29 protein-coding genes and 1 pseudogene are annotated in these 24,446 nt (G+C 59.3%); 14 read left to right on the forward strand and 16 right to left on the reverse strand.

The window, feature by feature from the left end:
- Positions 1–16: 16 nt before the first annotated feature.
- On the reverse strand, positions 17–214 hold the full coding sequence (locus AC07XZ_RS21345) for a hypothetical protein (RefSeq protein ID WP_146024021.1): 198 nt from the start codon (positions 212–214) through the stop codon (positions 17–19).
- 30 nt (positions 215–244) lie between these two features.
- On the reverse strand, positions 245–760 hold the full coding sequence (locus tag AC07XZ_RS21350; protein ID WP_085748294.1) for a transporter suffix domain-containing protein: 516 nt from the start codon (positions 758–760) through the stop codon (positions 245–247).
- A 131-nt stretch (positions 761–891) separates the two neighbouring features.
- On the opposite strand from AC07XZ_RS21350, the gene AC07XZ_RS21355 reads away from it, so the two are divergent.
- From AC07XZ_RS21355 to AC07XZ_RS21365, 3 genes are read left to right on the forward strand one after another with little or no spacing between them, the layout of a single operon-like run.
- Complete coding sequence (locus AC07XZ_RS21355; RefSeq protein WP_102687379.1) at positions 892–2,445, forward strand: efflux transporter outer membrane subunit; 1,554 nt, start codon at positions 892–894, stop codon at positions 2,443–2,445.
- Positions 2,438–3,535, forward strand: coding sequence for an HlyD family secretion protein (locus AC07XZ_RS21360; RefSeq protein WP_102687378.1), 1,098 nt, complete (start codon positions 2,438–2,440; stop codon positions 3,533–3,535). Before AC07XZ_RS21355 ends, AC07XZ_RS21360 begins: the two co-directional genes overlap by 8 nt.
- Positions 3,525–4,550 (forward strand): DUF2955 domain-containing protein, encoded by a 1,026-nt coding sequence (locus AC07XZ_RS21365; RefSeq protein WP_102687377.1) that lies wholly within the window; start codon positions 3,525–3,527, stop codon positions 4,548–4,550. The genes AC07XZ_RS21360 and AC07XZ_RS21365 overlap by 11 nt, the downstream gene beginning before the upstream one ends.
- Here AC07XZ_RS21365 and AC07XZ_RS21370 read toward each other — a convergent pair.
- Positions 4,535–4,975, reverse strand: coding sequence for a YMGG-like glycine zipper-containing protein (locus AC07XZ_RS21370; protein ID WP_064595416.1), 441 nt, complete (start codon positions 4,973–4,975; stop codon positions 4,535–4,537). The two genes, AC07XZ_RS21365 and AC07XZ_RS21370, sit on opposite strands and share 16 nt — an antisense overlap.
- A 169-nt stretch (positions 4,976–5,144) precedes the next feature.
- Here AC07XZ_RS21370 and AC07XZ_RS21375 point away from each other — a divergent pair, with 169 nt between their 5' ends.
- Both AC07XZ_RS21375 and yidD read left to right on the forward strand, forming a co-directional pair.
- Complete coding sequence (locus tag AC07XZ_RS21375; RefSeq protein ID WP_011333569.1) at positions 5,145–5,387, forward strand: hypothetical protein; 243 nt, start codon at positions 5,145–5,147, stop codon at positions 5,385–5,387.
- On the forward strand, positions 5,387–5,590 hold the full coding sequence (yidD, locus tag AC07XZ_RS21380; RefSeq protein ID WP_084777083.1) for a membrane protein insertion efficiency factor YidD: 204 nt from the start codon (positions 5,387–5,389) through the stop codon (positions 5,588–5,590). Before AC07XZ_RS21375 ends, yidD begins: the two co-directional genes overlap by 1 nt.
- A gap of 18 nt (positions 5,591–5,608) precedes the next feature.
- On the opposite strand, the gene AC07XZ_RS21385 is transcribed toward yidD, so the two are convergent.
- From AC07XZ_RS21385 to AC07XZ_RS21395, 3 genes are read right to left on the reverse strand one after another with little or no spacing between them, the layout of a single operon-like run.
- A complete protein-coding gene (locus AC07XZ_RS21385; RefSeq protein WP_102687376.1) occupies positions 5,609–6,628 on the reverse strand; it encodes an AbrB family transcriptional regulator in 1,020 nt (339 codons plus the stop codon).
- A gap of 39 nt (positions 6,629–6,667) precedes the next feature.
- Positions 6,668–7,090, reverse strand: coding sequence for an HD domain-containing protein (locus AC07XZ_RS21390; protein ID WP_102687375.1), 423 nt, complete (start codon positions 7,088–7,090; stop codon positions 6,668–6,670).
- 15 nt (positions 7,091–7,105) lie between these two features.
- Positions 7,106–7,495, reverse strand: coding sequence for a hypothetical protein (locus AC07XZ_RS21395; protein ID WP_102687374.1), 390 nt, complete (start codon positions 7,493–7,495; stop codon positions 7,106–7,108).
- A 162-nt stretch (positions 7,496–7,657) separates the two neighbouring features.
- Between AC07XZ_RS21395 and AC07XZ_RS21400 the strand changes: the two genes are divergently transcribed.
- Entirely contained in the window at positions 7,658–8,089 is a 432-nt protein-coding gene (locus tag AC07XZ_RS21400) for a hypothetical protein (RefSeq protein ID WP_102687373.1), read from the forward strand.
- A gap of 69 nt (positions 8,090–8,158) precedes the next feature.
- Here the strand turns inward: AC07XZ_RS21400 and AC07XZ_RS21405 are convergent, their stop codons facing one another.
- Together AC07XZ_RS21405 and AC07XZ_RS21410 are read right to left on the reverse strand one after the other, a co-directional pair.
- Positions 8,159–8,572: a hypothetical protein gene (locus AC07XZ_RS21405; protein WP_064595408.1), complete on the reverse strand. Its 414-nt coding sequence runs from the start codon at positions 8,570–8,572 to the stop codon at positions 8,159–8,161.
- A 62-nt stretch (positions 8,573–8,634) separates the two neighbouring features.
- Positions 8,635–9,060, reverse strand: a complete 426-nt coding sequence (locus tag AC07XZ_RS21410) for a hypothetical protein (protein WP_102687372.1) — start codon at positions 9,058–9,060, stop codon at positions 8,635–8,637.
- A gap of 587 nt (positions 9,061–9,647) precedes the next feature.
- On the opposite strand from AC07XZ_RS21410, the gene AC07XZ_RS21415 reads away from it, so the two are divergent.
- Entirely contained in the window at positions 9,648–9,935 is a 288-nt protein-coding gene (locus AC07XZ_RS21415; protein ID WP_102687371.1) for a fructose-bisphosphate aldolase, read from the forward strand.
- A gap of 154 nt (positions 9,936–10,089) precedes the next feature.
- Here AC07XZ_RS21415 and AC07XZ_RS21420 read toward each other — a convergent pair whose 3' ends face one another.
- On the reverse strand, positions 10,090–11,016 hold the full coding sequence (locus tag AC07XZ_RS21420; RefSeq protein ID WP_146024020.1) for a hypothetical protein: 927 nt from the start codon (positions 11,014–11,016) through the stop codon (positions 10,090–10,092).
- A gap of 146 nt (positions 11,017–11,162) precedes the next feature.
- Between AC07XZ_RS21420 and AC07XZ_RS21425 the strand changes: the two are divergent.
- Positions 11,163–11,273: pseudogene (locus AC07XZ_RS21425) on the forward strand (fructose-bisphosphate aldolase); the annotation flags it as partial.
- 55 nt (positions 11,274–11,328) lie between these two features.
- Here AC07XZ_RS21425 and AC07XZ_RS21430 read toward each other — a convergent pair.
- The 5 genes from AC07XZ_RS21430 to AC07XZ_RS21450 form a co-directional block, all read right to left on the reverse strand.
- A complete protein-coding gene (locus AC07XZ_RS21430) occupies positions 11,329–11,787 on the reverse strand; it encodes a hypothetical protein (protein WP_102687370.1) in 459 nt (152 codons plus the stop codon).
- A 634-nt stretch (positions 11,788–12,421) separates the two neighbouring features.
- A complete protein-coding gene (locus AC07XZ_RS21435) occupies positions 12,422–12,970 on the reverse strand; it encodes a cupin domain-containing protein (RefSeq protein WP_011333561.1) in 549 nt (182 codons plus the stop codon).
- Between the two features lie 205 nt (positions 12,971–13,175).
- Positions 13,176–14,459 carry an NAD(P)/FAD-dependent oxidoreductase gene (locus AC07XZ_RS21440; RefSeq protein WP_102687369.1) on the reverse strand — a complete coding sequence of 428 codons (1,284 nt, stop codon included), beginning with the start codon at positions 14,457–14,459 and terminating at the stop codon, positions 13,176–13,178.
- Positions 14,460–14,511: 52 nt separating this feature from the next.
- Positions 14,512–16,002 (reverse strand): aldehyde dehydrogenase, encoded by a 1,491-nt coding sequence (locus AC07XZ_RS21445; protein ID WP_102687368.1) that lies wholly within the window; start codon positions 16,000–16,002, stop codon positions 14,512–14,514.
- A gap of 255 nt (positions 16,003–16,257) precedes the next feature.
- The gene (locus AC07XZ_RS21450) at positions 16,258–17,634 is read right to left on the reverse strand and encodes a glutamine synthetase family protein (protein ID WP_011333558.1); all 1,377 of its coding nucleotides are present in this window, start codon (positions 17,632–17,634) and stop codon (positions 16,258–16,260) included.
- 281 nt (positions 17,635–17,915) lie between these two features.
- Between AC07XZ_RS21450 and AC07XZ_RS21455 the strand changes: the two genes are divergently transcribed.
- The 5 genes from AC07XZ_RS21455 (at position 17,916) to AC07XZ_RS21475 (ending at position 22,998) form a co-directional block, all read left to right on the forward strand.
- Positions 17,916–18,677: a gamma-glutamyl-gamma-aminobutyrate hydrolase family protein gene (locus AC07XZ_RS21455; RefSeq protein ID WP_102687367.1), complete on the forward strand. Its 762-nt coding sequence runs from the start codon at positions 17,916–17,918 to the stop codon at positions 18,675–18,677.
- Between the two features lie 219 nt (positions 18,678–18,896).
- On the forward strand, positions 18,897–20,039 hold the full coding sequence (gene potA, locus AC07XZ_RS21460; RefSeq protein ID WP_007957110.1) for a polyamine ABC transporter ATP-binding protein: 1,143 nt from the start codon (positions 18,897–18,899) through the stop codon (positions 20,037–20,039).
- Positions 20,036–20,950 carry an ABC transporter permease subunit gene (locus AC07XZ_RS21465; RefSeq protein WP_039770920.1) on the forward strand — a complete coding sequence of 305 codons (915 nt, stop codon included), beginning with the start codon at positions 20,036–20,038 and terminating at the stop codon, positions 20,948–20,950. The genes potA and AC07XZ_RS21465 overlap by 4 nt, the downstream gene beginning before the upstream one ends.
- The gene (locus AC07XZ_RS21470) at positions 20,947–21,831 is read left to right on the forward strand and encodes an ABC transporter permease subunit (protein WP_007957119.1); all 885 of its coding nucleotides are present in this window, start codon (positions 20,947–20,949) and stop codon (positions 21,829–21,831) included. The genes AC07XZ_RS21465 and AC07XZ_RS21470 overlap by 4 nt, the downstream gene beginning before the upstream one ends.
- 69 nt (positions 21,832–21,900) lie before the next feature.
- Entirely contained in the window at positions 21,901–22,998 is a 1,098-nt protein-coding gene (locus tag AC07XZ_RS21475; RefSeq protein ID WP_039770922.1) for a polyamine ABC transporter substrate-binding protein, read from the forward strand.
- 121 nt (positions 22,999–23,119) lie between these two features.
- On the opposite strand, the gene thpR is transcribed toward AC07XZ_RS21475, so the two are convergent.
- The gene (thpR, locus tag AC07XZ_RS21480; protein ID WP_085748279.1) at positions 23,120–23,659 is read right to left on the reverse strand and encodes an RNA 2',3'-cyclic phosphodiesterase; all 540 of its coding nucleotides are present in this window, start codon (positions 23,657–23,659) and stop codon (positions 23,120–23,122) included.
- A 107-nt stretch (positions 23,660–23,766) separates the two neighbouring features.
- Between thpR and AC07XZ_RS21485 the strand changes: the two genes are divergently transcribed.
- Positions 23,767–23,961: a hypothetical protein gene (locus tag AC07XZ_RS21485; protein ID WP_007957125.1), complete on the forward strand. Its 195-nt coding sequence runs from the start codon at positions 23,767–23,769 to the stop codon at positions 23,959–23,961.
- A 15-nt stretch (positions 23,962–23,976) separates the two neighbouring features.
- On the opposite strand, the gene AC07XZ_RS21490 is transcribed toward AC07XZ_RS21485, so the two are convergent.
- Positions 23,977–24,330, reverse strand: coding sequence for a DUF1428 domain-containing protein (locus AC07XZ_RS21490; RefSeq protein WP_102687366.1), 354 nt, complete (start codon positions 24,328–24,330; stop codon positions 23,977–23,979).
- Positions 24,331–24,446 lie beyond the last annotated feature (116 nt).

Here is a 24,446-nt window from a genome sequence, read left to right on the forward strand (position 1 = left end):
TGCAGGTTTGGCGAGATTAGCCAAGCCGGTCGGTAAACACAACGCAGGTATCAATGGCTTCGATCATTGGAATCACGAAGCCGAATTTTTTCTTTTGACCACACTCCGGCAGAATGGCCCCACTTTCAAAAGGACCAGGATGAACACTCCCATGAACCTCAATTTCGCTTTTGCCTGCATGGTCGTCGTATCGTTTGCCATTGCGCTCGGGCACGCCTGATCGAAATCAATGCTCGATCGGCGATCACTCCGCCACCACCCGCGCCTTGCGCACGAACAGCGCATGCACCTTGTCCCAGAAATTGCCGCCCAGCACGAAAAAGCTGCCGACGAACATCAAGTCGCCCAGCGCCTGCATCTGCCAGAGGTTGGGCCGTACGCCCGGGAAGAAGTTGTCGAAATACGGTTCCAGAAAGGACGACAGCAGCGGCAGGCAGAACATCACCACGCCGATCTTGTGGCGCAGCGGGCTGACTTCGGCCACCGGGGTCGGAATCACGCCGGAAATATAGTGGCCGATCGTGCGCTTGAGTTCGGCGAACCCGGCCTTGCCCATCACCGCGATCACCAGCAGCAACAGCACTTTATTGCTGATGAACAGCACCCCGGTCAGCGCCGCGACTTTCGAGCCCGGCACGTCGAGGGCGGCGGCAATCGGCACCATCAGCCATGAACCGAGCATCAGGCAGATGATTGCCACGCCAACCTTGAAACGCCAGCTGGCGCTGGTGGGGGCAAGCGGTTCTTGAGCAGTGTCCATGGTTTCCTACCTTTTTATCCGGGGCGGGGTTCGGTGGCGTTCGCCTGAAAAAGCGTAGCAGCTGATTGCTTCGAACAACCCGCAATCTGCGGTCTATGCTCCAGTGACATTTCCCGCTGGGGCCTCCCGGTATGCCTGCAACGCCAGCCCTGCTGATCCGTCCCGGCCACCTGCTGCTGCTCGGTGCGCTGAGCCTTGGCGGTTGCCTGCGGTTGGGCCCGGATTTCCAGCCGCCGGCCGAGGCCTGGAGCAAGCAATGGCAAAGCCCGGCGCTGGAGCAGGCAAGCGAACGCGGCACACTGCCGGACCTGCGCCAGTGGTGGCAGGTATTTTCCGATCCGGTGCTCGACCGACTGATCAGCGACGCCGAAGCCCGCAACAGCAGCCTGAAGATCGCCGGCCTGCGGGTCCTCGAAGCCCGCGCGCAACTGGGCATCGCCGACAGCGGGCGCTACCCGCAACTGCAACAGGCCAGCGCCGACAGCCTGTACATCGACCGCCACCAGTCCGGCGGCAGCAATCCGCAGGACTTGCACTTCTGGCAGCACAGCGCCGCGTTCGATGTCGGCTGGGAACTGGATTTCTGGGGTCGCTTCAGCCGCGCCATCGAATCCGCCGACGCCAGCTACTTCGCCGCCCAGGCCAACTACGAAGACGCCCTCGTGCTGCTGCGCGCTCAAGTGGCCGACACCTACTTTGCCCTGCGCACCACCGAAGCCCGGCTCCGGGTCGCCCGGGAAAACGCCGCCCAGCAAAAGCGCAACTTCGAGATCACCGAAAAACTCTTTCGCAGCGGCCAGACCGCCGAACTCGACCTGCAACAGGCCAGAACCCAATACCTCGGCACCTTGAGCAGCATTCCGGCGTTCGAAGACCAATTGCTGCGTACCCGCAATGCGCTGGCCGTGCTGGTCGGCCAGCCGCCCGGTGGCGCGGCGTTTCTGGCGGAACAACCGGGGCTGATTCCGCTGGTGGATCGCGCCGTGTTGCAGGACGTCCCGGCCAACCTGCTGCTGCGCCGTCCCGATGTGCGCGCGGCAGAGCTGAACGTGGCCGCGCAATCGGCGCTGGTCGGCGTGGCTGAAACCGATCTGTACCCCTCGCTGACTCTGCTCGGCAGCATCGTCTGGTCCAGCGACACCCTCGGCAGCACCCCGCGCAGCCTCGACCTGATCGGCGGCCCGAGCCTGCGCTGGAACCTGTTCGACTACGGCCGCATCCACAACAACATCCGCGTGCAGGACGCGCGGTTGCAGCAACTGATCGAAGCCTATCGCGACAAAGTCCGCCAGGCTGCCCGCGAAGCCGACGACGCCGCCAGCGGCCTGACCAAAGCGCTGGAACGCGAGCGCATTCTCGGCGAGGCCGAAGGTGCGGCGCGGCGTTCGCTGGTGCTGGCCAACACCCAATACCGCGAAGGCTATTCGGATTTTCAGCGGGTGCTCGATGCCCAGCGTGCGTTGCTGGAGCTACAGGACAACTATCTCGTCAGCCGCAGCAACGCCGTGAGCAACCTCATTGCTTTGTACCGCGCCGTCGGTGGCGGCTGGCAAAGCGCCGGGCCGCAGATTGATTCAGCGACCCGGCAGCAGATGCAGCAACGCACCGACTGGGGCGATCTGCTGAGCGCCCCGCCGCCCCAACCGACCTATCCGATTCCCTCGCAGGTAGACCGCCATGAGTGATGAAGCGCCGCCGGATCCGGCGAAAAAAGGCATCCGCTGGGTGCTGCTGGTGATTGTGCTGAGCCTGATCTGGTATCTGCTGGCCGACCGAATCACGCCGTATACCCAGCAGGCGCGGGTCGGCGCGTTCGTGATCCCGGTGGCGGCGGAAGTCGCGGGCCGGGTGATCAAGGTCAACGTGCGCAACAATCAGGACGTGCAGGCCGGCGACATTCTTTTCGAACTCGATCCGCAGCCGCTGCAGATCGCCGTCGACCGGGCCCGCGCCGATCTGGAAAACACCCGGCGCACGGTCGGCGCCAGCACCGCCGGCATCGCGTCGGCCCAGGCGTCGTTGCGGGCCGCGCAAGCCAATGAACTCAAAACGCGCCAGGACAATCGGCGGCTTGAAGGCTTGTACAAAGAGGATCCGGGCACGGTTTCGGTTCGGCTTCTCGAAGTGTCCCGCGCCAACCACGAGGCCGCCGTCAGCCAAGTCGCCGCCGCCCGGGCCGAAGTGCTGCGCGCGCAGGAGCAGGAAGGCGGCAACACCGACACCAACGCCAAACTGCTCAGCGCCGCCGCCACGCTGGCCAAGGCGGAACTGGATCTGGCCAACACCCGCATTCGTGCGCGTTCGGCGGGCCTGATCACCGACTTGCGCACCGACGTCGGCCAGTTCGCCGCTGCCGGCAGCCCGGTGATGACGCTGATCACGATCCAGGACGTGTGGGTCAGCGCCGATCTCACCGAAAACAACCTCGGCCGGATCAAGCCCGGCACGCCGGTGTCGATCATCCTCGACGCCCTGCCCGGCGAAGTGCTCGACGGCCGGGTGCGCAGCGTCGGTTATGGCGTCAGCGTCGGCCAGACGCCGCCGCCCGGCACCCTGCCGACGATCCAGAACAGCCGCGACTGGCTGCGTCCGGCGCAGCGTTTTCCGGTGATCATCGAGTTCAGCGAAGAGGCGAAAAAGCGTCTGTTCGAAAGTCGGTCGATTCGCGCCGGCGGGCAGGCGGAAGTCATGGCGTTTCCGAGCGAGGGCAATCTGCTCAATCCACTCGGGCGGATGTTTGTCTGGTTGATGAGCTGGCTATCGTATGCCTACTGAGCGCAGCGTTCCGGCGCAACGGGCCTTGCGCCTGGCCTGCGGCACGGCGTTGTGCACCGCCGCCAGTTACGGGCTCGGCTTGCCACTGTCGTTTCTGTCGCCGGTGCTCGCGGTGTTGCTGCTTGCCAGCATGCCCCGACCGTTGCCAGTCAAAATGGCGCTGGTGCTGACGTTGGTCGCCGCATTCACCACCAGCCTCGGCCTGTTGCTGGTGCCGTTGCTGCGGTATTACCCGGTGTGCGGCGTGCTGTTGATCGCTATTGGGCTGTTTCTGGTTTTCACCTACGGACTGCGCGGCGGCAACGTGCTGATCATGACGTTTCTGGTGATCGGCATGACCATGATTTCCGCCGCCGGTTTCGCCTCATTCGAGCTGGCGATGGCGGTGATCGGCGCGCTGGTCAAAGGCTTGTTGCTGGCCGTCGTCATCGTTGGCCTGAGCCACGTCCTGTTCCCGGAACCGGCCAACAGCCCCGCGCCACCACCCGCTCCCGCCCTACCCGCGGAAGACGTGCCCCGCGTAGCGATGCGCGCAACATTGATTGTGCTGCCGACCTTTCTGCTGGTGCTGATCGACCCGGCCAGCTACCTGCCGATCATCCTCAAAGCCGTCAGCCTCGGCCAGCAAAGCACCACCACCCGCACCCACCACGCCGGGCGCGAACTGCTCGGCTCGACCTTACTCGGCGGACTGCTGGCGGTGCTGTTCTGGTGCGCGTTGAGCCTGTTCGTGCACCTGTGGATGTTCTTTCTGTGGATGCTGCTGTTCGGGCTGTTCGTGGCGCGCAAACTCTATCGGCTGCACCCGACGCAACTCACGCCGGGGTTCTGGCTCAACACTCTGATCACCATGATCATCCTGCTTGGCCAATCCGTTGAAGACAGCGCAGCGGGAAAGGACGTCTACACCGCGTTCGCGGTGCGCATGGGCTTGTTCATTCTGGTGACGCTCTACAGCGGCGTGATGATGCACCTGCTCGTCGCGCACCGGGAAAGCCGTCAGGGCGTGACCTGATAACCCCGCCCTTGCAGGCAACCGGTGTAGGCGCTTGAACTGGCTGAAGCATCGGTCCGGCGCTGCTCGCGCCGATCCTGCCGCTGCCGCGCACCGCCAACCACCGCACCGGCGGCAGCCGTCTCTTTGGCTCGGTTCTGGCGGTAATCCTGCTTGCGGTCATCGTCCACGGCTTCGTAAAACTCGTCGTGTTGACGGCCGCGCACTTCGGCGGCGGTGGCGCCGGCAGCGGCTCCCACTGCGGCGCCCTTCAACCGACCGCCGGCCTGGGGTGTCGACGTGGTTGAAGTGGACGCGATGGAATGGCAGTCGTTGATGTCGATCTGGGTTTGCTGGGAAGTCTGGCCCTTGAGCGGGACGACGGATTCAGCGCTGGCCTGTGTGGCGCACAGGCACGCTGCGATGAAGAGTGAGAAGCGGAACATGATGACCTCCGACGCGGCGGGGTTGCCTGTGGGGCGGGGTAATCTGGGAGTGTAGTTCACGACCAATCCAGCAACGCTGAGCGAGTGATGGCCAAGAGATATCAAATTGAGTATAAACGTTGAGTTCTGTCATTCATTCGGAATGCAGCGATGGAAAGGATGAGCAAGGATGTACGTATATAAAATGGTTCAGGTCCCACCAAACATTGAAGTTCGTGCCAAGGAGCACCGTGGGAATGAAGCCGCAGCCTACCTTCAGAACGTAGTGAACTCCCACGCAGAAGACGGTTGGGAGTTCTACCGAATCGATACCATTGGGGTTTCTGTCAAACCAGGGTGCTTCGATGCGCTGCTCGGTAAGAAAAACGTGCTGACCGAGTATTACGTCATTTCCCTACGCAAGCCTGCATGATGGTCCCCATCGCCATATTGGCAATCCGTTGCTATCAGAAAATGGCGCCTGAAAGGCTGAGATCGGCATGTAGATTCGAACCTAGCTGTTCGAACTACTCGATTTTGGCCTTTCAGAAATATGGCTTTTTCAAAGGGGTCGATCTAACCGCCCGGCGAATTTGCAGATGCCGTTATCCAAACGGTGGCACTGATTATCCATAAAAGTCAGTACCACTTGGATCACGCCCCTTCCCGCACCCGCCGAACCTGCACCAACAACGCCGGTGCAAAGTGCAACACCACCATTCGCGCCAGATGGTGAGTCAGGATAAACACCACATTCAGCCCGCCCGCGAACGCCACAATCGCGATGGTTTCGATGGCCCCCGGCATGTAGGCCAGCCACAGCGACAACGCATCGCTGCCCAGCAACCGTGCCGCCGCCAATGCAAAAACCGCCGCGACCAGAATCATCAAACCGACCGACACCAATGCCGTGCGGCCATGACGTCCCAGTTCCGCGAGGCCGAGCCCTTGAAAACGGGAGCCAATCCGTACACCGAGAATCAGCGCCGCCAGATTCAGACTCCAGTCCGGCATGTGAAAGCCCTGCAGCCATCCTGATTTCACGAACACGGCGGTGATGATGATTGCCGTCAGCATGAACGGCGCCGGTACGCCAACAACCAGCAGCAAACGCCCGACCACCACGCTCAAACCGATCACCGACAGCACGGTCAGCGCCATGCCCGTGGACAGGGGATCAACTTCGGTCACGGCAACCGGCGCCGTTCCGGGAATCAGCAAACTCACCAGCACCGTGATCAGCAGCAGGCGCATCAAGTGCACGATGATCACCTTGCTCGACGCCTGATGCGATTCCAGCAAATCGAACACCGCCGCCAACGCGCCCGGATACACGGCCAGCAGGGCATCCGTGCGATTCCACCCCGCACCGCGCGACAGCCACCACGCGGCCAGCGCCACTTGCACTGCCAGGCACAACAGCAACACGCCGAGGCTCGGCAACATCGTCGAGACGGTCGCACTGTCCCACGCTTCAAACATCAACCCGGTAGCGATGCCCAGCGTGACCTGAATGTAGCCCAGGCCATAAGGCGTTGCCGGCACGATGCCGAATCTGGTGACTACAAGCGCGGTGACAAGGATCGAGCCCAACAGCAAACCGTGGGGCACGCCTTCGAATTGCAACAGTGCGCCGAAGCCGGCAGCAATCGCCAAACACAGAATGGATTTCATGGTCGCCTTCCTGGCTATTCAAGGTGCTTTTCAGTTAGGTCAGGCGCGCAGCCGTCCAATCGCCCGCCGATATTTTTCGATCCGCTCCAGATCCTCCCAACTCGGCGAGGCAATCCGCGACAGGTCGCTGTTCTCTTCCAGATCCGCCAGCTTCACCACCCGCCCGATCGGGTTCTGCGCCGCACGCTCGACGAAGTCCTCGTAGGATTCGCCGGGCACTTTGGTCACCGATTCGATGGCGGACAAAATGGCTTCGCTGAAGCCTTCCTTGCGCAAATCCTCAAGGCTGATGCCGCAGTCCTCGACCACATCGTGCAGCACCGCGACGATGCGCTCTTCCAGGCTGCTCATGCGCAACATGACTTTCAGCGGATGCAAAATGTACGGTGCACCGCCCTTGTCCACCTGCCCCGCGTGGGCCGTGGCGGCAATGGCGATGGCGCGTTCCAGTGTCTGAGTCATAGGGGTTTCCTCGGGTCAGACGCCGTACCGGCCGCCAATATAGAAGTGGCGCTTGAACCAGCGCCCAATCGCCTGCAAACGCCCAGTTGGCTGCGCCGGCTCGGCATAGCGCTGGAGAATCAGCGAGACCAGATCAGCCTGACTCTCCCCCGAATGCGCGTCCATCAATTCGGCCACCCAGGCACAACCGGACTTCTTCAAATGCTCACACCATTCGCCGGGCCAGCCATCCAGCTCATCCAGCGCCAACCACCGCGCACCACCCTGCTCGACATGCCCGCCGCCAATCGATTGCTCGAAACAGAACGGCGTCGCCGGTCGGGACAGGTCGATGCTGAAGATGTAGATGTCCTGGGTTTTGTGCTGCGACGTGGGGGCGTTGTTGCGGCTGCCGATTTGAATCATGTGCACTGCTCCAATCCTTGGGTGCTAAGTGTGTCCGATTGTTTCTCACTCTGTACGCCCGGCGCAAATCAAAATCCTGATGGAACCTCCCGCGCCCGCCCCATCTCGAAACCATAAGCGCCCCGCTCACGATCAAACACGGGGCCATGGGAGAGTTCCGCGATGAACATCCGACTGTTGCTCCTGATCGCCACCTTCAGCTTCATCCCCACCTGCGTCATGGCCGAGGGCTGCGACGTCAAGACCCGCTCCTCCAGCCCCTCGGTGCCCGCCGTCGAGACGCACAGCTGCTACGAATACGGAGGCATGCCGATCAACGCCATCGACTGGTCGTGCAGCAACGAAAGCAAGGACATGCTCAACAGCAGCAAAACCAAGGTCGAACACTGCGCCGACCACTATCAGGCCTCGTGTATCGCCACTCTCACTCAGGAATCCCTGGCCAACCCGCACTCCACCAGCAAGGACAAAAACGCCAAGGCCCTGAACATTCCGGACAGCGCGCAAGTGACCACCTATTACTACGACGTGGAGCATCTGGCGCAGGCGCGGATTGATTGCGAGAACGGGGGTGGGCATTGGAAGGCGAAATAACAGCGTTCAAGCTCGCATGAAAAAGGGACACCGATGGGTGTCCCTTTTGGTTCTAGATGGCGGGTGGATTCAGCGTTTCATGGCCTCACACTGACTGCGCAGATCATGATCGCCAATTGACGAACAACTACTGCCCTTCTTCGCTTCACAAAACGCCCGCTGGTCATGATCACCAATGCTTGAACATGAACTGCCCTTCTCCGCTTCGCAGGCCGCGCGCAGGTCGTGATCGCCGATGGAGGAACAACTGCTGCCCTTTTTGGCTTCGCAATAAGCGCGCTGGTCATGATCGCCAATGCTTGAGCACGAGCTGCCTTTTTCCGCTTCGCAGGCCGAACGCAAATCGTGGTCGCCGATGGAAGAACAGCTGCTGCCTTCCTCCCTGGCCTGGCAGTAACTGCGTTTGTCGTGATCACTGATGCTGGAGCAACTGGCGGAAACATAACCGCTGAACAGCAACAACATCGCAAGAATCAGTTTCATCTCACACTTCCTTGGGCTTGCCGGGAAACAGCCTGGCACTGGGTGACGCAATCAAAACCAGATCAGCGCTTCATAGCCTCACACCGCGTACGTAAATCATGGTTGTCGATATTCCCGCAGCTGCTGCCACCCGTGGTGGCATTGCAGTAGGCACGCTGGTCGTGGTCATCGATGTTGCCGCAGGAACTGCCACCCTGCTCCGCGTTGCACCGTGCACGCAGGTCATGATCATCGATGTTGCCGCAGCTGCTGCCGCTCTTTTTGGCGTTGCAATAGGCACGCTGGTCATGGTCGTCAATATTGCCGCAGGAACTGCCCCCCATTTCCGCGTTACACGCCGCTCGTAGATCGTGATTATCGATGTTGCCGCAACTGCTGCCGCTCTCCCTTGCATTGCAATAGGCACGCTGATCGTGGTCATCAATGTTGCCGCAACTGGCAAAGCTGTAGCCGCTGAACATCAACAACATTGCGAGTAATAGTCTCATCACACACTTCCATGGTTGACCAGGAACCAGCCTGGCACTGCTTGAGCCGTTGAATGAGCGTCGCGGCACGCCATCAAATTGACATCGGTTTTGAGGAAAGTTCCGGGGCGGGGATGTGTGATGAATTTTTTGATCTGAAAACGCCGTAGGAAATCACTTCGCGTCGTGAGGGAGCTGGTTCTTATGGGGCTGCGAAGTGGGCCGAAACATGGCAAGTCATTTTTCCCTGACACGCTGCAGCCATTGATTTACGCCGATTGCGCCGCCAACCGGGAGCAAAATCGCTGGCCACACGTGGTGATTTCACGTCCTACAGTCTGATTGCGACGGTGGGAATCGGTACCTAGAGTGGGTCTGTCGCTGAAGGAATTTGGCGATAGGGTTTCGCAGCCCTTAAGATTGACACCTGTTCCGTCTGGCACGGCCGACTCCCGGCTGCGCAAATTTTACGGCGGTTGTGCGTGGGAGACTTTCGGGTCTGCCGGGTCTTGGTGTTAATCCTCCGGTCTGCGAACCCGCGCATAGCTGCCACCCATTTTGTTTCGCAGCAGAACGGTGGCAATTCTTCTCAACAAAGGATTAACACCATGACGACACAGAAACTGATGCGCCACTGCGCGAACATGTCCCACCCCGCTACCGATCGACCCGTCCTGCTCATCGACGCTGACGCCCCACTGCGGGACCTCCATGCTTGTGCCAGTGAGCGCCTTAACGCCGTTCTCAAATACCTGGATCTGATGGCCTGCATCCGCCTCCCCGACCATGCAGAACACGACATCTACACTGTGACCACCATTGCCAGGATCATGGTGCAAGACGTGAGTGATATATTTCGAGTTATAGAGCAACGAGGATTCGATGTTCCTGGCTAGAAAATTTGAAGGTGACAGGTTCACATAATTAAATCTGTCATCTTTTCTTTGTCACCTTTTCTTTCGTTTTCCTTGGTTAGAGCACTGGAAGATGGCGGGCTTACACAAGAAAATCTGTCACCTTCTTAATTCCAAAAAAAAAAGCAATTCTAGCTTAAATCTCTATAACTATTACTCCGCTACACCCTGTTGCCGCTTCCATTCTTTCCGGGTACAGAGCAGTTAAAACCAAGAGCTGAAAAAATGGTGTCATTTTATAACTCCAACTGACATTAAGGGAAGAATACTTCATCAACAGCAACTGCATACCCCTCGATGGAGTCATCGGACTCAGCCGAAGATAACGATATTTTTTATATATCACTGGAGCCAAGACAAACATTGCAACAAGTCTACAGACCAGCAAAAAACCTCTAACAAACTTCCCCCCGCTTCGACTACGCCACGAAACAACAAAAGAGTACGTTCCCTTGACTGCCTCTACTCCTATTGGCGGAATAGCATCTTGGGCCAAAAGCCAAGATTCCATGACCAACACGAATCCAGAGTGTTCTTTTATAAGTTTATTAATGGAATTTCGCGCATAAACGTATGCCATTGACACCGGCTCAATCTTGCCATTTAGATGCAGGTGATATTCTCGAGGGGTACTGATGGTCAGCGATGTGAATTTACCAAGCGGAATGTGGAAACGCTGAGCTTTTGTCGCAAAATAAAGCAAAAATCCAAGCATCATTCCAGTGAGGCACATTTTCCACCCATAGAGAAAGTACACTGTTGTACATTCTTCAAAGGGGCCGAATCTCAATGATAAAAGGTAATCCAGTGCCAATATCATCCAACCACAGATAGCCATTCCAACAGATACGCAAACAGCGAACCAAATGCATCGACGAGCGGCCAAATTCACCAGAGACACAAAAAACCCATTACTTACAAGACGATTTAGATCACGTCCCAGCGCCTTCAGAACTACTATAGCGCCTAAATAAATTACGTAAGCCACTGTCGTCAAACCACCTACAACTAGAAAGACGGATTTAACTTCCGTCAATGTTGAGTACTGCTCACAAGAAAACATCTACTGCACCACCGCAATCGATAGAAAATAATAAAAAACTATAGTGTCGCACGGGCCAGGCAGGCGGAGAAGTATTCATTCTGGAAGCCGGCAACACGTTGTTTCAGCTCTTCGGCATCCTGCCACATAAATAAATCTGTCACCTTTTCATGGAACATGACATCAACACAGTCACCATCATCGCCAGAACTATAATTCAGGACGTGAGTGACGCGTTTCGAGTTATAGAGCAACGGAAACTTGGTGTTTTTGGCTAGGAAAATTGAAGGTGACGGACTTGCACAAATAAATCTGCCACTTTTAAGCTACTTTTTATTTTACATTTTTGAGAAATCCAAGTGCAGTTATAACACCGGACATCATCGCCAAAATTGTACTACCATAGATCACAAAAATGATGATCACGACTTCAGCAACCAAAAGCCGATGATTACCAGCAGTATATTTAAAGGACGCCCATGCCAACTTACCACCCTTGAGCCCACCCTCTTTCAGCATGCTCTTATGCTCTTCAATGTCAGAGCGACTGGCCAATGCCTTGTCATATAAAAGAGATCCATTGGCAGCGAATGCAAGAATCCACATAATTGCGAACAGCACTAGCACAAAGACCCCAATGCCATACCACGCACAAGACTCAGGAGGTTGCCTCATCATTTTTTCGCCAATAATCATGATGGCGGCGAATAGAAGAATCTGCGGAGTTAAATTCCTCAAAAACTCTAGATATGTAGCACGACCTTCCTTTTTAAAAAACCACAGCTGCAACATCCTTATCTGTTGAGACCAAAAAGCTTGGCTCGCTACGATCTATACAATCGAATTACCGAGCGCAATGAATCATCGAAAAAACAAATTTTTTAAATATTTTGCGACTAATTTTGTTCAATCATCAAGAAACTTACGACCAACTTTATAAGCCCCCCAGCCAACCAACCCTAACACCGCAGCTCCGGCAACAGCGCATCCGACAATAGGCAAGACGGCAGCGCCAGCAGCACTTCCCGCAATCGCCGTTACCCCACCAACCATCCCAGTTCCACCCACCGCCAAGCTACCACCACCCGCTGCAGCCAACGTTGCAGTAGTTGCTGCAGCCGATCCAGCAGTCGCAAGAGCAGCCGCTGCGGCCGTTTCAGCTGCGGCTACTCCGATAGCGGTTACACCGTAGGCTGCACCGAGGCCTGCTCCTGTTGCAGCGCTAACGCCTGCGGCAACGGCTCCACCTAAATTCTCGTCTTTTTTTTCTGCCATGAGCCACCTCCATTTTTTGGATCCATATGATGGCACATAAACATCACTTTAAGCATTCAAAAACGAGAGAGGGAACAGAATTTCAGTCGTAAAAAAACCGCATCTCTGCGGTTTTCAGTTTGCGGTTCATGCGAGGAAAACGGCGTTTTTCTCAAAAATTCGCCGGCGTATTCGCACTAATAATCTCAGCCTCATCCGCCCCGATATTCCGGAACTTGTGCGGCAACGTCGTCGGGAAGTAATACCCATCCCCCGCACTCAACACGCTCACCTGCCCATCCACCGTCAACTCCACGGTGCCACGCGTCACCAACCCGCACTCCTCACCTTCCGCGTGAACAATCGGCTCTTCCCCCGAACTCGCGCCCGGGGCGTATTGCTCGCGCAGCAAGCGCATCTGGCGGCTGGGGACCGAGGCGCCGATCAGGAGCAGGCGCAGGCCGTGGCGGCCGAGGTCGGGTTGTTCGTTGGCGCGGAAGACGTATTGGTGTTCGCGGGGGGGCTGGTCGAAGGTGAAGAAGTCGGCCAGGGACATCGGGATGCCTTCGAGCAGCTTTTTCAGTGAGCTGACGGAAGGACTGACGCGATTCTGTTCGATCAGGGAGATGGTGGCATTGGTCACGCCGCTACGCCGGGCCAGCTCGCGCTGGGAGAGTTTGTAGCTTTCGCGTACTAGTTTGAGTCGAGAACCCGTATCCATGACAGCCTTATGTGAGAACGACTTAAGGGCGATGGGGGTGGGTGGCGGGTGCCGCGCAGGTCGCGCGGATCACGTTGCTCCCGTGTCCCGGAACCGTGAAAGGCGGCTATTAAATCACGTTTGTCGGTGTTGCTCAGCAGGTTCGATGGACGGCACATGAAAAAGCCGGCGACGCCCTTTTTGGGGGCGCCGCCGGCGAGGTTAATCAGATGCCGAAACGGTCGCGCAGCGAGTAGTACACGGCGCCGAGGGCGGTCAGTGGCGCGGAGAAGGTGCGGCCGCCGAGCATCGGCATGTGTGGCAGGGAGGCGAAGGCGTCGAAGCGTTCGGCGTCGCCGCGGATCATTTCCGAGATCAGTTTGCCGGCCAGGTGCGAGCACGTGACGCCGTGGCCGCTGTAGCCCTGCATGTAGTAGGCGTTTTTCTCGATGCGGCCGAATTGCGGCATGCGCGACATGGTCAGCAGGAAGTTGCCGGTCCAGCGGTAGTCGATTTTCACGTCCTTGAGCTGCGGGAAGGTCTTGAGGATCTTCGGGCGGATCAGGGTTTCGATGTCGTCCGGTTCACGGGCGCCGTAGACCACGCCGCCGCCGTAGAGCAGACGGTTGTCGGCGGTCAGACGGTAGTAGTCGAGCAGGTAGTTGCAATCTTCGACGCAGTAGTTGTTGGTGATCAGGCTGCGCGCCTGTTTCTCGGTCAACGGTTCGGTGACGCAGATCTGCGAGCCGCACGGCATGCTCTTGGCGGTCACACGGTTGTCGAGGCCTTGCGGCAGGTAGGCGTTGCCGGCGATCAGCAGGTACTTGGCGCGGACCTGGCCTTTGGTGGTGCGCACGACGTTGGGCTCGCCGTATTTGATTTCGACGGCAGCGGACTGCTCGTAGATCTTGCCGCCCAGACGCACGATGGCCGCGGCTTCGCCGAGGGCCAGGTTCAGCGGGTGGATGTGACCACCCTGCATATCCAGCAGACCGCCGACGTAGGCGTCGGAGCCGACTTCGCGGCGGATGTCCGCAGCGTCGAGCATCTTCAGGTTTTTATTGCCGTAACGTTCCCAGCTACGTTTTTGTTCGGCCAGGCCGTTCAGTTGTTTCTTGTTCATCGCTGCGAAAATGCCGCCCGGGCGGTAGTCGCACTTGATGTCGTATTCCTTGATGCGCGAACGAATGATGTCGGCGCCTTCGAAAATCATGCTGCCGAGGATTTCGGCGGTCTTGTCGCCGTAGCGCGCTTCGATCACGTCGACGTCGCGGCTGTAGGAGTTGACCAGTTGACCGCCGTTGCGACCGCTGGCGCCGTAGCCGACTTTCGCCGCTTCCAGCACCGTCACCTTGTAGCCGGCTTCGCTCAGGAACAGTGCCGAGGACAGGCCGGTGTAGCCGGCGCCGATGATGCAGACATCGCACTCCACCGACTCTTCGAGGATCGGGAAATCGATCACTTCGTTGCGGGTGGCGGCGTAGTAGCTGTTCACGTGTTGTTGTTTCATTTTTTTATTCTCCGAGGGTCGCCGGTTGCAGGCGACCACCGCTGTAAAAGAGTCAGAGCTTGATCCAGGTCGCTTTCAGCTCGGTGTACTTGTCGAACGCGTGCAACGATTTGTCGCGACCGTTGCCCGACTGCTTGAAGCCACCGAACGGTGCGGTCATGTCGCCGCCGTCATACTGGTTGACCCACACGCTGCCGGCGCGCAGGCCACGGGCGAAGGTGTGGGCCTTGCTCAGATTGCTGGTCCAGACCCCGGCGGCGAGGCCGAAGATGCTGTCGTTGGCGATGTGCAGCGCTTCTTCAACGGTGTCGAAGGTGATCAGCGACAGCACCGGGCCGAAGATTTCTTCCTTGGCGATGGTCATCGCGTTGGTCACGCCGTCAAAAATCGTCGGCTCGATGTAGGTGCCGCCGGTTTCTTCGAGGGTGCGCTGACCGCCGGCGATCAGCTCGGCACCCTGCTCCCGACCGATGCTGATATAGCGCAGCACGTTGTCCAATTGGCGCTGATCGACCACGGCGCCGACGGTGGTGGCCGGATCCAGGGCGTGCCCCGGTTTCCAAGCTTGCAACGCTTCCACCAGCAGCGGGATGAATTGCTCGCGGATCGAACGCTCCACCAGCAGGCGCGAGCCGGCGGTGCAGACTTCGCCCTGGTTGAACGCAATGGCGCCGGCCGCCGCTTGTGCTGCCGCGCGCAAGTCCGGTGCGTCGGCAAACACCACGTTCGGGCTCTTGCCCCCCGCTTCGAGCCAGACGCGTTTCATGTTGCTTTGGCCGGCATAAATCATCAGTTGCTTGGCAATCGCGGTGGAGCCGGTGAAGGCCAGCACGTCGACGTCCATGTGCAACGCCAACGCCTTGCCGACGGTGTGACCGAAGCCTGGCAAGACGTTGAACACGCCTTTCGGAATGCCGGCATCCAGCGCCAGTTGGGCGATGCGGATCGCGGTCAGCGGGGATTTTTCCGAAGGTTTGAGGATGAACGAGTTACCTGCCGCCAGCGCCGGGGCGAATTTCCAGCTGGCCATGATCAGCGGGAAGTTCCACGGCACGATGGCTGCGACTACGCCCGCTGGCTCGCGAGTGACCAGACCCAGTTGATCGTGTGGGGTGGCGGCGACTTCGTCGTAGATCTTGTCGATGGCTTCGGCGCTCCAGCGGATCGCGTTGGCGGTCGCCGGGATGTCGATGCTCATCGAGTCGCTGATCGGTTTGCCCATGTCGAGGGTTTCCAGCAGCGCCAGTTCTTCCTGGTGTTGCAGGATCAGATCGGCGAAGCGAATCAGGATGCGCTTGCGCTCGGCCGGGGCCTTGTTCGCCCACACGCCGGAGTTGAAGGATTGGCGCGCAGCTTCGACGGCGAGGTTGGCGTCGGCTTCATCGGTGCTGGCGACGGAGGCCAGGAAACGGCCGTCGACGGGGCTCAGGCATTCGAAGGTGTCGCCGCTGATGGCCGGACGGTATTCGCCATTGATGAAGGCGCGGGATTCGAGGGTCAGGGACTGGAAGCGTTGTTCCCAGTCGTTGCGGGTCGTTGTCATGGTGGTGGCTCGACGCGGGGGAATTTGGGGGTGTCTGGTGTGTGTGTGTTCGACTTGAGATGGCTGCCCTCACCCTAGCCCTCTCCCGGGGGGAGAGGGGACCGACCGGGGGATGCTGGAGAGCTCCGCCGACCTGAAAAATCTCTACCGAATCCATAATCGACTGGATCGGTCAGGTCGCTGAATATCTCAAGACAACTCGGTCAGTCCCCTCTCCCTCCGGGAGAGGGTTAGGGTGAGGGGCTTTTGAGGACCTCACACCGTATGCAGATACCAGTTGTACTCAAGGTCAGAGATCGAGTTCTCGAACTCGGCCAGCTCGCTTTCCTTGCACGCGACAAATACGTCGATGTACATCGGATCGATGTAGCGGGCCATGACTTCGCTGTCGTCCAGCTCACGCAGGGCGTCGCGCAGGTTGTTCGGCAGGCTCTGTTCGTTCTGCTCGTAGCTGTTGCCTTCGACCGGGGCGCCCGGCTCGATTTCGTTGGTCAGGCCGTGGTGAATACCGGCCAGCACGGAAGCCATCAGCAGGTACGGGTTGGCGTCAGCACCGGCTACGCGATGCTCGATGCGCACGGCGTCCGGCGAACCGGTCGGCACGCGGACGGCCACGGTGCGATTGTCAATGCCCCAGCTCGGCGAATTCGGCACGTAGAACTGCGCGCCGAAGCGGCGGTAGGAGTTGACGTTCGGGCACAGGAAAGCCATTTGCGCAGGCAGGGTCTCCAGCACACCGCCGATCGCGTGGCGTAGCGCGGCGTTCTGCTCGGGATCCTCGCTGGCGAAGATGTTGTTGCCTTCTTTGTCCAGGATCGAAATGTGCACGTGCAGACCGTTGCCCGCCTGGCCCGGATACGGCTTGGCCATGAAGGTGGTGTCCATCTCGTGGTCGTAGGCGATGTTCTTCACCAGACGCTTGAGCAGGACGGCGTAGTCGCACGCCTTGATCGGGTCGGAGACGTGGTGCAGGTTGACTTCGAACTGCGCAGGGGCGCTTTCCTTGACGATGGCGTCGGCAGGAATGCCCTGCTCTTTCGCGCCTTCGAGGATGTCTTGCAGGCAGTCGACGTATTCGTCGAGGTCGTCGATCAGATAAACCTGGGTCGACACCGGACGCTTGCCCGACACCGGCGAACGCGGCGATTGCGGACGGCCGTTCACGTTGTCCTGGTCGATCAGGTAGAACTCGAGTTCGAACGCGGCGCAGATGGTCAGGCCCAATGCGTCGAACTTGCGCACCACGTTGGCCAACACTTCACGCGGGTCGGCGAAGAATGGCTCACCTTCCAGTTCGTGCATGGTCATCAGCAGTTGTGCGGTCGGACGCTTCTGCCAAGGCTCGATGCTCAGGGTGCCGGGGATCGGGTAGCAGATACGGTCGGCGTCGCCGATGTCCAGGCCCAGGCCGGTGCTTTCCACCGTGGAGCCGTTGATGTCGAGGGCAAAGAGCGAGGCCGGCAGGTTGATGCCTTTCTCGTAAACCTTGTGAAGACTGGTGCGCTCGATGCGCTTGCCGCGCACCACACCGTTCATGTCTGCAATCAGAAGGTCGACGTACAAAACCTCAGGATGTTTCTTAAGGAATGCGTTTGCTTCGTTGAGTTGAACGGCACGCAGAGGGACCGACATGATGCACCTATTTAGCTGTTAATTATTATGTTCACTACTGTTTCGCCGAGCCAGTCAACCCGAACGGCAAAGTGAAGTCAATAGCGAACGCAGGGCCGCTCAGCGTTTATTTTTCGGGCTTTTTTAACACTCTCGTGCCAATACAGGCGCCAGAACCCCGGTCTTGATGAAGATTTGATGAACGGCGTTTAGAATTTTTTACATGGGAGTTGTTAATTAAAATCAACGAGGCTAAGCTCCGGAAAAGCTCGTTCAAGTGTCAAACTTCGAGGTGAATAAAAATGGCATTCAAGCCATTGATCGGCGTTACTGCGTGCGTCAAACAGATTGGCCTGCACCCCTATCACATCAGCGGCGACAAGTACGTTCGCGCTGTCAGCGTTGCGGCGCTGGGGTTGCCCGTCGTCATTCCTTCCCTTGGCAAACTGACTGAAATCGAAGACCTGCTGGGTCAGCTCGACGGTCTGTTGCTGACCGGCTCGCCGTCCAACGTGGAACCTTTCCACTATCAGGGCCCGGACAGCGCTCCCGGCACGGATCACGATCCGGCGCGGGATGCCACTACCCTTCCTTTATTGCGTGCAGCCATCGCGGCGGGCGTTCCGGTACTCGGTATCTGCCGGGGCTTCCAGGAAATGAACGTAGCGTTCGGCGGCAGCCTGCACCAGAAGGTGCATGAGTTGCCGGGCATGCTCGATCACCGCGAAGCCGACAGCCCGGATGTCGCCGTGCAATACGCCCCGGCCCATGCCGTGACGGTGCTGCCCGGTGGCGTGTTCGAAGCGCTGGAGCTGCCGGGTGAATTCCAGGTCAACTCGATTCACAGTCAGGGCATCGACCGCCTCGCTCCCGGCCTGCGCGCCGAAGCCGTGGCACCGGATGGCCTGATCGAGGCGGTCTCGGTAGAACACAGCCCGACCTTCGCCCTCGGCGTGCAATGGCACCCGGAATGGCAGGTGCTGGACAACCCGAACTACCTGCGGATTTTCCAGGCATTCGGCGAGGCTTGCCGCCAGCGTGCGGCGCGACGCAACCAGCGCTGACGCCACCCAACGATTGCAAAACCATTTACTGCCCCCGCGGGGTCGGCGGCTGCGCGTTTGCGCATCCGTCATCCGCGATCAGCAACACACCGCGAAAACAAAAAGCACCACCCGGCAGCCAGGACGGCGGCGCCGAACAACCCGCACGGTGCGGGTCTGCAATCCACTCTTAAGCCAGGCCGCGTTGGCCCGGCGACTGAAACCTGTTGGGAGTTTCACATGGCAAACGCCTCCAGCACTTACAGGAAGGCTCTTGAAGGTCATCAGCAACCGAAAAAGGTTCTGGTGAAGGTCGATCGAGTTACCAAGAAGTTCGACGAAACCACTGCGGTGGACGATGTGTCCCTGGAGATCCATCAGGGCGAAATCTTCGCCCTGCTCGGCGGCTCCGGCTCGGGCAAATCGACCTTGCTGCGCATGCTCGCCGGTTTCGAACGGCCGACTGAAGGACGCATTCTGCTCGACGGTGTCGACATCACCGACATGCCGCCGTACGAGCGGCCGATCAACATGATGTTCCAGTCCTACGCCCTGTTCCCGCACATGACCGTGGCGCAGAACATCGCCTTCGGCCTCAAGCAGGACCGTTTGCCGGCCAGCGAAATCGATGCCCGCGTCGAAGAAATGCTGCGCCTCGTCCACATGACCCAATACGCCAAGCGCCGCCCGCATCAACTGTCCGGCGGCCAGCGTCAGCGCGTGGCCCTCGCCCGCTCCCTGGCCAAGCGTCCGAAGCTGTTGCTGCTCGACGAACCGATGGGCGCACTGGATAAAAAACTGCGTTCGCAGATGCAGCTGGAACTGGTTGAGATCATCGAGCGCGTCGGCGTGACCTGCGTGATGGTGACCCACGACCAGGAAGAGGCCATGACCATGGCTGAGCGCATCGCGATCATGCACCTGGGCTGGATCGCCCAGATCGGCAGCCCGGTCGACATCTATGAAGCGCCGGTCAGCCGCATGGTCTGCGAATTCATCGGCAACGTGAACGCCTTCGACGGCACCGTGGTCGAGGACCTTGAAGGTCACGCGATCATTCACAGCCCGGACTTGCAGCAAAAGATCTACGTCGGTCACGGCGTCAGCACTTCGGTGCAGGACAAGTCGATCACCTACGCGATCCGCCCGGAAAAAATGCTGGTCAGCACGATCAAGCCGGAGACCCGCTACAACTGGTCCGAAGGCAAGGTGCATGACATCGCCTACCTCGGCGGCCACTCGGTGTTCTACGTCGAGTTGCCGAGCGGCAAGATCGTCCAGTCGTTCATGGCCAACGCCGAACGCCGTGGCGCGCGGCCGACCTGGGACGACAAGGTCTACGTCTGGTGGGAAGACGACAGCGGCGTGGTACTGCGCTCATGAGAACCTTCAATCAGCAATTCCTGCGCCTGGTGCCCAGCGGGCGAAAGTTCGTCATCGGCATCCCGTTCATCTGGCTGTTCCTGTTCTTCATGCTGCCGTTCTTTCTGGTGATGAAGATCAGCTTCTCGGAAGCCGCGCTGTCGATCCCGCCGTACTCGGAGATCTACACCTACGCCGAACAGAAATTCCAGCTGTTCCTGAACATCGGCAACTACACCCTGCTCGGCGAAGACGAGCTGTACCTGTCGGCCTACCTCGGGTCGTTGAAGGTGGCGCTGCTCAGTACGCTGATGTGCCTGGTGATCGGTTTCCCGATGGCCTACGCGATCACCAAGACCGGCAAGGAAACGCAAAACGTCCTGCTGCTGTTGATCATGATGCCGACCTGGACCGCGATCCTGATCCGCGTGTATGCGTGGATGGGCATCCTCAGCAACAACGGTCTGCTCAACGCATTTTTGATGTGGACCGGGCTCACCGATCACCCGATCGAGATCCTCAACACCAACACTGCCGTGTATATCGGGGTCGTCTACGCCTACCTGCCGTTCATGGTGCTGCCGCTCTACGCCAACCTGGTGAAACACGACGGCAGTCTGCTGGAAGCCGCGCAGGATCTGGGTTCGAGCAACTTCAATAACTTCTGGAAAATCACTGTGCCGCTGGCCAAGAACGGCATCATCGCCGGCTGCATGCTGGTGTTCATTCCGGTGGTGGGCGAGTTCGTGATTCCGGAACTGCTGGGCGGCCCGGAGACCCTGATGATCGGTCGCGTGCTATGGCAAGAGTTCTTCAATAACCGCGACTGGCCGGTGGCGTCCGCGCTGGCGGTGGTGATGCTGTTGATCCTGATTGTGCCGATTCTGCTGTTCAACCGCAGCCAGGCCAAAGAGATGGAGGCACGGGGATGAAACGCTTCGGTTTTGCAAAGTTCATGTTGATCTTCGGCCTGACGTTCATTTATCTGCCGATGCTGATTCTGGTGATCTACTCGTTCAACGCCTCGAAACTGGTGACGGTCTGGGGCGGCTGGTCGGTGAAGTGGTACGTCGGCCTGCTCGACAACACCCAACTGATGGGCTCGGTGGTGCGCTCGCTGGAAATCGCCTGCTACACCGCGATCGCCGCCGTGGCGCTGGGCACCCTCGCCGCCTTCGTGCTGACCCGCGTGACACGCTTCAAGGGTCGCACGCTGTTCGGTGGTCTGGTCACCGCGCCGCTGGTGATGCCTGAGGTGATTACCGGTCTGTCGCTGTTGCTGCTGTTCGTGGCGATGGCGCAACTGATCGGCTGGCCGCAGGAGCGTGGCATTGTCACGATCTGGATCGCCCACACCACGTTTTGTGCCGCTTATGTGGCAGTGGTAGTCTCCGCCCGCTTGCGCGAGCTGGACCTGTCGATCGAAGAAGCGGCGATGGATCTGGGCGCGAAACCGTTCAAGGTGTTTTTCCTGATCACCATCCCGATGATCGCGCCGTCGCTGGCGGCGGGCGGCATGATGTCGTTCGCCCTGTCGCTGGATGATCTGGTGCTGGCGAGCTTCGTGTCGGGCCCGGGTTCGACGACCCTGCCGATGGAAGTGTTCTCGGCCGTGCGTCTGGGCGTGAAGCCCGAGATCAACGCCGTGGCCAGCCTGATTCTGCTGGCGGTGTCGCTGGTGACTTTCCTGGTCTGGTACTTCGGCCGCAAGGCAGAAGCCAACCGCAAGCGTGCGATTCAGGAAGCGATGGATCAGACCGCCAACGAATCGTGGCAGCAACCGCAACCTCAACGAGTGGCAGCGACGGCCTAGGGCCGTCGCGTTTTACGGCTTTGCGCTTTGGCTTAAAAGCTTTTGAATAAAAAGAATGGAGTTTCACCGATGAAAATGTTTGGCAGGACTCTGCTGACACTGTCCTTATTGGGCGCAATCGCCACGGGCGCCCAGGCCAACGACAAGGTGCTGCGCGTTTACAACTGGTCGGATTACATCGCCCCGGACACCGTCAAGAAGTTCGAGGACGAGACCGGCATCCGCGTGACCTACGATGTGTTCGACAGCAATGAAACCCTCGAGGCACGTCTGCTCGCGGGTAAATCCGGCTACGACATCGTGGTGCCGTCCAACAGTTTCCTGGCCAAGCAGATCAAGGCCGGGGTCTATCAGACTCTGGACAAATCGAAGCTGCCAAACTGGAAAAACCTCAACCCGGTGCTGCTGAAAAACGCCTCCGCCAGTGATCCGGACAACGCCCACGCGTTCCCGTACATGTGGGGCTCGATCGGCATCGGCTTCAACCCGGACAAGGTCAAGGAAGTGCTCGGCAAGAATGCGCCGACCAACTCCTGGGACCTGCTGTTCAAACCGGAAAACGCCGAGAAGCTGAAGGCCTGTGGCATCAGCTTCCTCGATTCGCCGACCGAAATGCTCCCGGCCGCCCTGCACTACCTGGGCTATCCGGTGAACGACAAGGACGTGAAGCACATCGCCGAAGCCGAAGCGCTGTTCATGAAGATCCGGCCGTCGGTGGCGTACTTCCATTCGTCCAAGTACATCTCCGATCTGGCCAACGGCAACATCTGCGTAGCGGTCGGCTATTCGGGTGACGTGTTGCAGGCCAAGGCTCGCGCGGTCGAATCGGGCAACAAGGTCGAGATCGACTACAGCATTCCCAAGGAAGGCGCCGGCAGTTTCTATGACATGGTCGCCATCCCGCGCGATGCCGCCAACGTCGAGAACGCCTACCTGTTCATGAACTTCCTGATGCGCCCGGACATCATCGCCGAAGTCACCAACAGCATCGGCTACAGCAACGCCAACGAAGCCGCGACGCCGCTGGTGGACGAAGCGATCCGCAACGACCCGGGCTCATACCCGCCGCAAGCGGTGATGGCCACGCTGTATGCGGTGCCGGATCAGCCGATTGCCACGCAACGGATCATGACCCGGGGCTGGACCCGCGTGAAACTCGGCAAATAAACACACCTCGATTTCCGTTCATGCAGCGCCTTACCACCGCTGCCCCCTGCTCTGAACGGCCTCACCTGGCTTCCTCGGTTCAGGTGAATTCAGGCGCCCTCGGGCGCCTTTTTTTGTGGGCTCAGATCAGTGGCCAGTCGGCCAGCGAGCGATAGCGGCCCTTGTGGGATTCGAACAGCGCAAAGCGTTCAGCCCGCAGGAAGAACTCCGGCGGCGTGGCAGATTCCGGTTCCGGCGCCCGATAGTCCCGGGCCAGTGTCAGGTGCGGACGATACTCGCGCGTTGCCTCTTCAAATCCGAACGGCAACATCGCCTGCTCCAGCGCATACACCAGCCGCAACAATCCCTGCGGCGCCTGCTCGGGCGCCAGCGACAATACCCCGGCACGGCGCCAGACCTGCAACCGATCCAGTGAAATCCTCAGCGCCTCGCCCGGCGTGCGCACTTTTGCCGCCGCCTCGCAGACTTCGCCAATCTGCGCCAACGGCACCGCACCGAGAAACAGCAGCGTCAGATGAAAGTTGTCCGCCGGCACCGGTTTGCCGGTACGCAAACCCAGTTCGCCGCGCCACTGGGCAATCGCCTTGCGCTGCGCCGGCGGGCAGTCCAGGGCGAAGAACAGCCGCTTGAACGGTTGATCCCCGCGCGTTTCGTCCGTCATGGCCACGCTCCTTCGTTCGTCGAGATCCCTGGATTCTACACGCCCGTTTCTGGCGACTCTCGGCGTGGGGTTTATAGTTCAACGATTGCCATCAACCGGAGGACATCATGCGCGAGATCCTCAGCAAAGAACCCTGGTGGGCCCGACCGCCGAATCCCGGACAGGATGAGAGCGAACTGGAATGGGGCTGGCTGGTGCATTACAGCGAAGGTGAGCCGCGTTTCGAATTTGTGCGCGAGCGGCCGACGGACGAGCAGATTCGCAACCGCAAAGGCTGCCGGATCACCCCGTCGGCGGAGTGACCCGGCAACGCGGCATCAAGGCTCGAGAATGTCCTTGAAGCCACCGAAGATCATCCGCTGCCCATCGAACGGCATCGGATTGACGTCCGGCTGCATGCGCGGGTCTTCCATCATTTTCGCCATGCCGGCGTCGCGGGTGGCCTTGTCCGGCCAGACCAGCCAGCCCGCCGATACGGTTTCGCCTTCCTTGAGTTTCACCGCCATCGGGAATGAGGTGACCTTGCCGTCCGGCACGTCATCGCCCCAGCCCTGAATCACCTCCAGCGCGCCGTATTCCTTGAACAGCTTCGCGGCGATCTCGCAGTGTTTTTTGTACTGTTCGCGGTTGGCACTCGGCACGGGTGCCACGAAAACATCGATGTAAGCCATGGTCATTCTCCTTTCAGGGTGGGTTCGATCTGCTGAGTAGTCGACTCGGGCGGCCGCCATTCGACACGGTTGACGCCCAACCCGACCGACGGCTCGTCCCGCCCGCCCAGATTGCC

Source organism: Pseudomonas sp. GW458-11-26-14-LB4, assembly GCF_059423925.1.

What these genes read in the sequence shown, in the direction of transcription:
- AC07XZ_RS21415 (WP_102687371.1), top strand. Translation starts at nt 9,648, where the DNA reads ATGACGACACAGAAACTGATGCGCCACTGCGCGAACATGTCCCACCCC.
- AC07XZ_RS21405 (WP_064595408.1), bottom strand. Translation starts at nt 8,572, where the DNA reads ATGAAACTGATTCTTGCGATGTTGTTGCTGTTCAGCGGTTATGTTTCC.
- AC07XZ_RS21400 (WP_102687373.1), top strand. Translation starts at nt 7,658, where the DNA reads ATGAACATCCGACTGTTGCTCCTGATCGCCACCTTCAGCTTCATCCCC.
- AC07XZ_RS21410 (WP_102687372.1), bottom strand. Translation starts at nt 9,060, where the DNA reads ATGAGACTATTACTCGCAATGTTGTTGATGTTCAGCGGCTACAGCTTT.
- AC07XZ_RS21475 (WP_039770922.1), top strand. Translation starts at nt 21,901, where the DNA reads ATGAAAATGTTTGGCAGGACTCTGCTGACACTGTCCTTATTGGGCGCA.
- AC07XZ_RS21390 (WP_102687375.1), bottom strand. Translation starts at nt 7,090, where the DNA reads ATGACTCAGACACTGGAACGCGCCATCGCCATTGCCGCCACGGCCCAC.
- AC07XZ_RS21385 (WP_102687376.1), bottom strand. Translation starts at nt 6,628, where the DNA reads ATGAAATCCATTCTGTGTTTGGCGATTGCTGCCGGCTTCGGCGCACTG.
- AC07XZ_RS21365 (WP_102687377.1), top strand. Translation starts at nt 3,525, where the DNA reads ATGCCTACTGAGCGCAGCGTTCCGGCGCAACGGGCCTTGCGCCTGGCC.
- AC07XZ_RS21430 (WP_102687370.1), bottom strand. Translation starts at nt 11,787, where the DNA reads ATGTTGCAGCTGTGGTTTTTTAAAAAGGAAGGTCGTGCTACATATCTA.
- yidD (WP_084777083.1), top strand. Translation starts at nt 5,387, where the DNA reads ATGGTCCCCATCGCCATATTGGCAATCCGTTGCTATCAGAAAATGGCG.
- AC07XZ_RS21375 (WP_011333569.1), top strand. Translation starts at nt 5,145, where the DNA reads ATGTACGTATATAAAATGGTTCAGGTCCCACCAAACATTGAAGTTCGT.
- AC07XZ_RS21455 (WP_102687367.1), top strand. Translation starts at nt 17,916, where the DNA reads ATGGCATTCAAGCCATTGATCGGCGTTACTGCGTGCGTCAAACAGATT.
- AC07XZ_RS21490 (WP_102687366.1), bottom strand. Translation starts at nt 24,330, where the DNA reads ATGGCTTACATCGATGTTTTCGTGGCACCCGTGCCGAGTGCCAACCGC.
- AC07XZ_RS21355 (WP_102687379.1), top strand. Translation starts at nt 892, where the DNA reads ATGCCTGCAACGCCAGCCCTGCTGATCCGTCCCGGCCACCTGCTGCTG.
- AC07XZ_RS21370 (WP_064595416.1), bottom strand. Translation starts at nt 4,975, where the DNA reads ATGTTCCGCTTCTCACTCTTCATCGCAGCGTGCCTGTGCGCCACACAG.
- AC07XZ_RS21465 (WP_039770920.1), top strand. Translation starts at nt 20,036, where the DNA reads ATGAGAACCTTCAATCAGCAATTCCTGCGCCTGGTGCCCAGCGGGCGA.
- AC07XZ_RS21360 (WP_102687378.1), top strand. Translation starts at nt 2,438, where the DNA reads ATGAGTGATGAAGCGCCGCCGGATCCGGCGAAAAAAGGCATCCGCTGG.
- thpR (WP_085748279.1), bottom strand. Translation starts at nt 23,659, where the DNA reads ATGACGGACGAAACGCGCGGGGATCAACCGTTCAAGCGGCTGTTCTTC.
- AC07XZ_RS21350 (WP_085748294.1), bottom strand. Translation starts at nt 760, where the DNA reads ATGGACACTGCTCAAGAACCGCTTGCCCCCACCAGCGCCAGCTGGCGT.
- AC07XZ_RS21485 (WP_007957125.1), top strand. Translation starts at nt 23,767, where the DNA reads ATGCGCGAGATCCTCAGCAAAGAACCCTGGTGGGCCCGACCGCCGAAT.
- AC07XZ_RS21420 (WP_146024020.1), bottom strand. Translation starts at nt 11,016, where the DNA reads ATGTTTTCTTGTGAGCAGTACTCAACATTGACGGAAGTTAAATCCGTC.
- AC07XZ_RS21440 (WP_102687369.1), bottom strand. Translation starts at nt 14,459, where the DNA reads ATGAAACAACAACACGTGAACAGCTACTACGCCGCCACCCGCAACGAA.
- potA (WP_007957110.1), top strand. Translation starts at nt 18,897, where the DNA reads ATGGCAAACGCCTCCAGCACTTACAGGAAGGCTCTTGAAGGTCATCAG.
- AC07XZ_RS21435 (WP_011333561.1), bottom strand. Translation starts at nt 12,970, where the DNA reads ATGGATACGGGTTCTCGACTCAAACTAGTACGCGAAAGCTACAAACTC.
- AC07XZ_RS21395 (WP_102687374.1), bottom strand. Translation starts at nt 7,495, where the DNA reads ATGATTCAAATCGGCAGCCGCAACAACGCCCCCACGTCGCAGCACAAA.
- AC07XZ_RS21445 (WP_102687368.1), bottom strand. Translation starts at nt 16,002, where the DNA reads ATGACAACGACCCGCAACGACTGGGAACAACGCTTCCAGTCCCTGACC.
- AC07XZ_RS21450 (WP_011333558.1), bottom strand. Translation starts at nt 17,634, where the DNA reads ATGTCGGTCCCTCTGCGTGCCGTTCAACTCAACGAAGCAAACGCATTC.
- AC07XZ_RS21470 (WP_007957119.1), top strand. Translation starts at nt 20,947, where the DNA reads ATGAAACGCTTCGGTTTTGCAAAGTTCATGTTGATCTTCGGCCTGACG.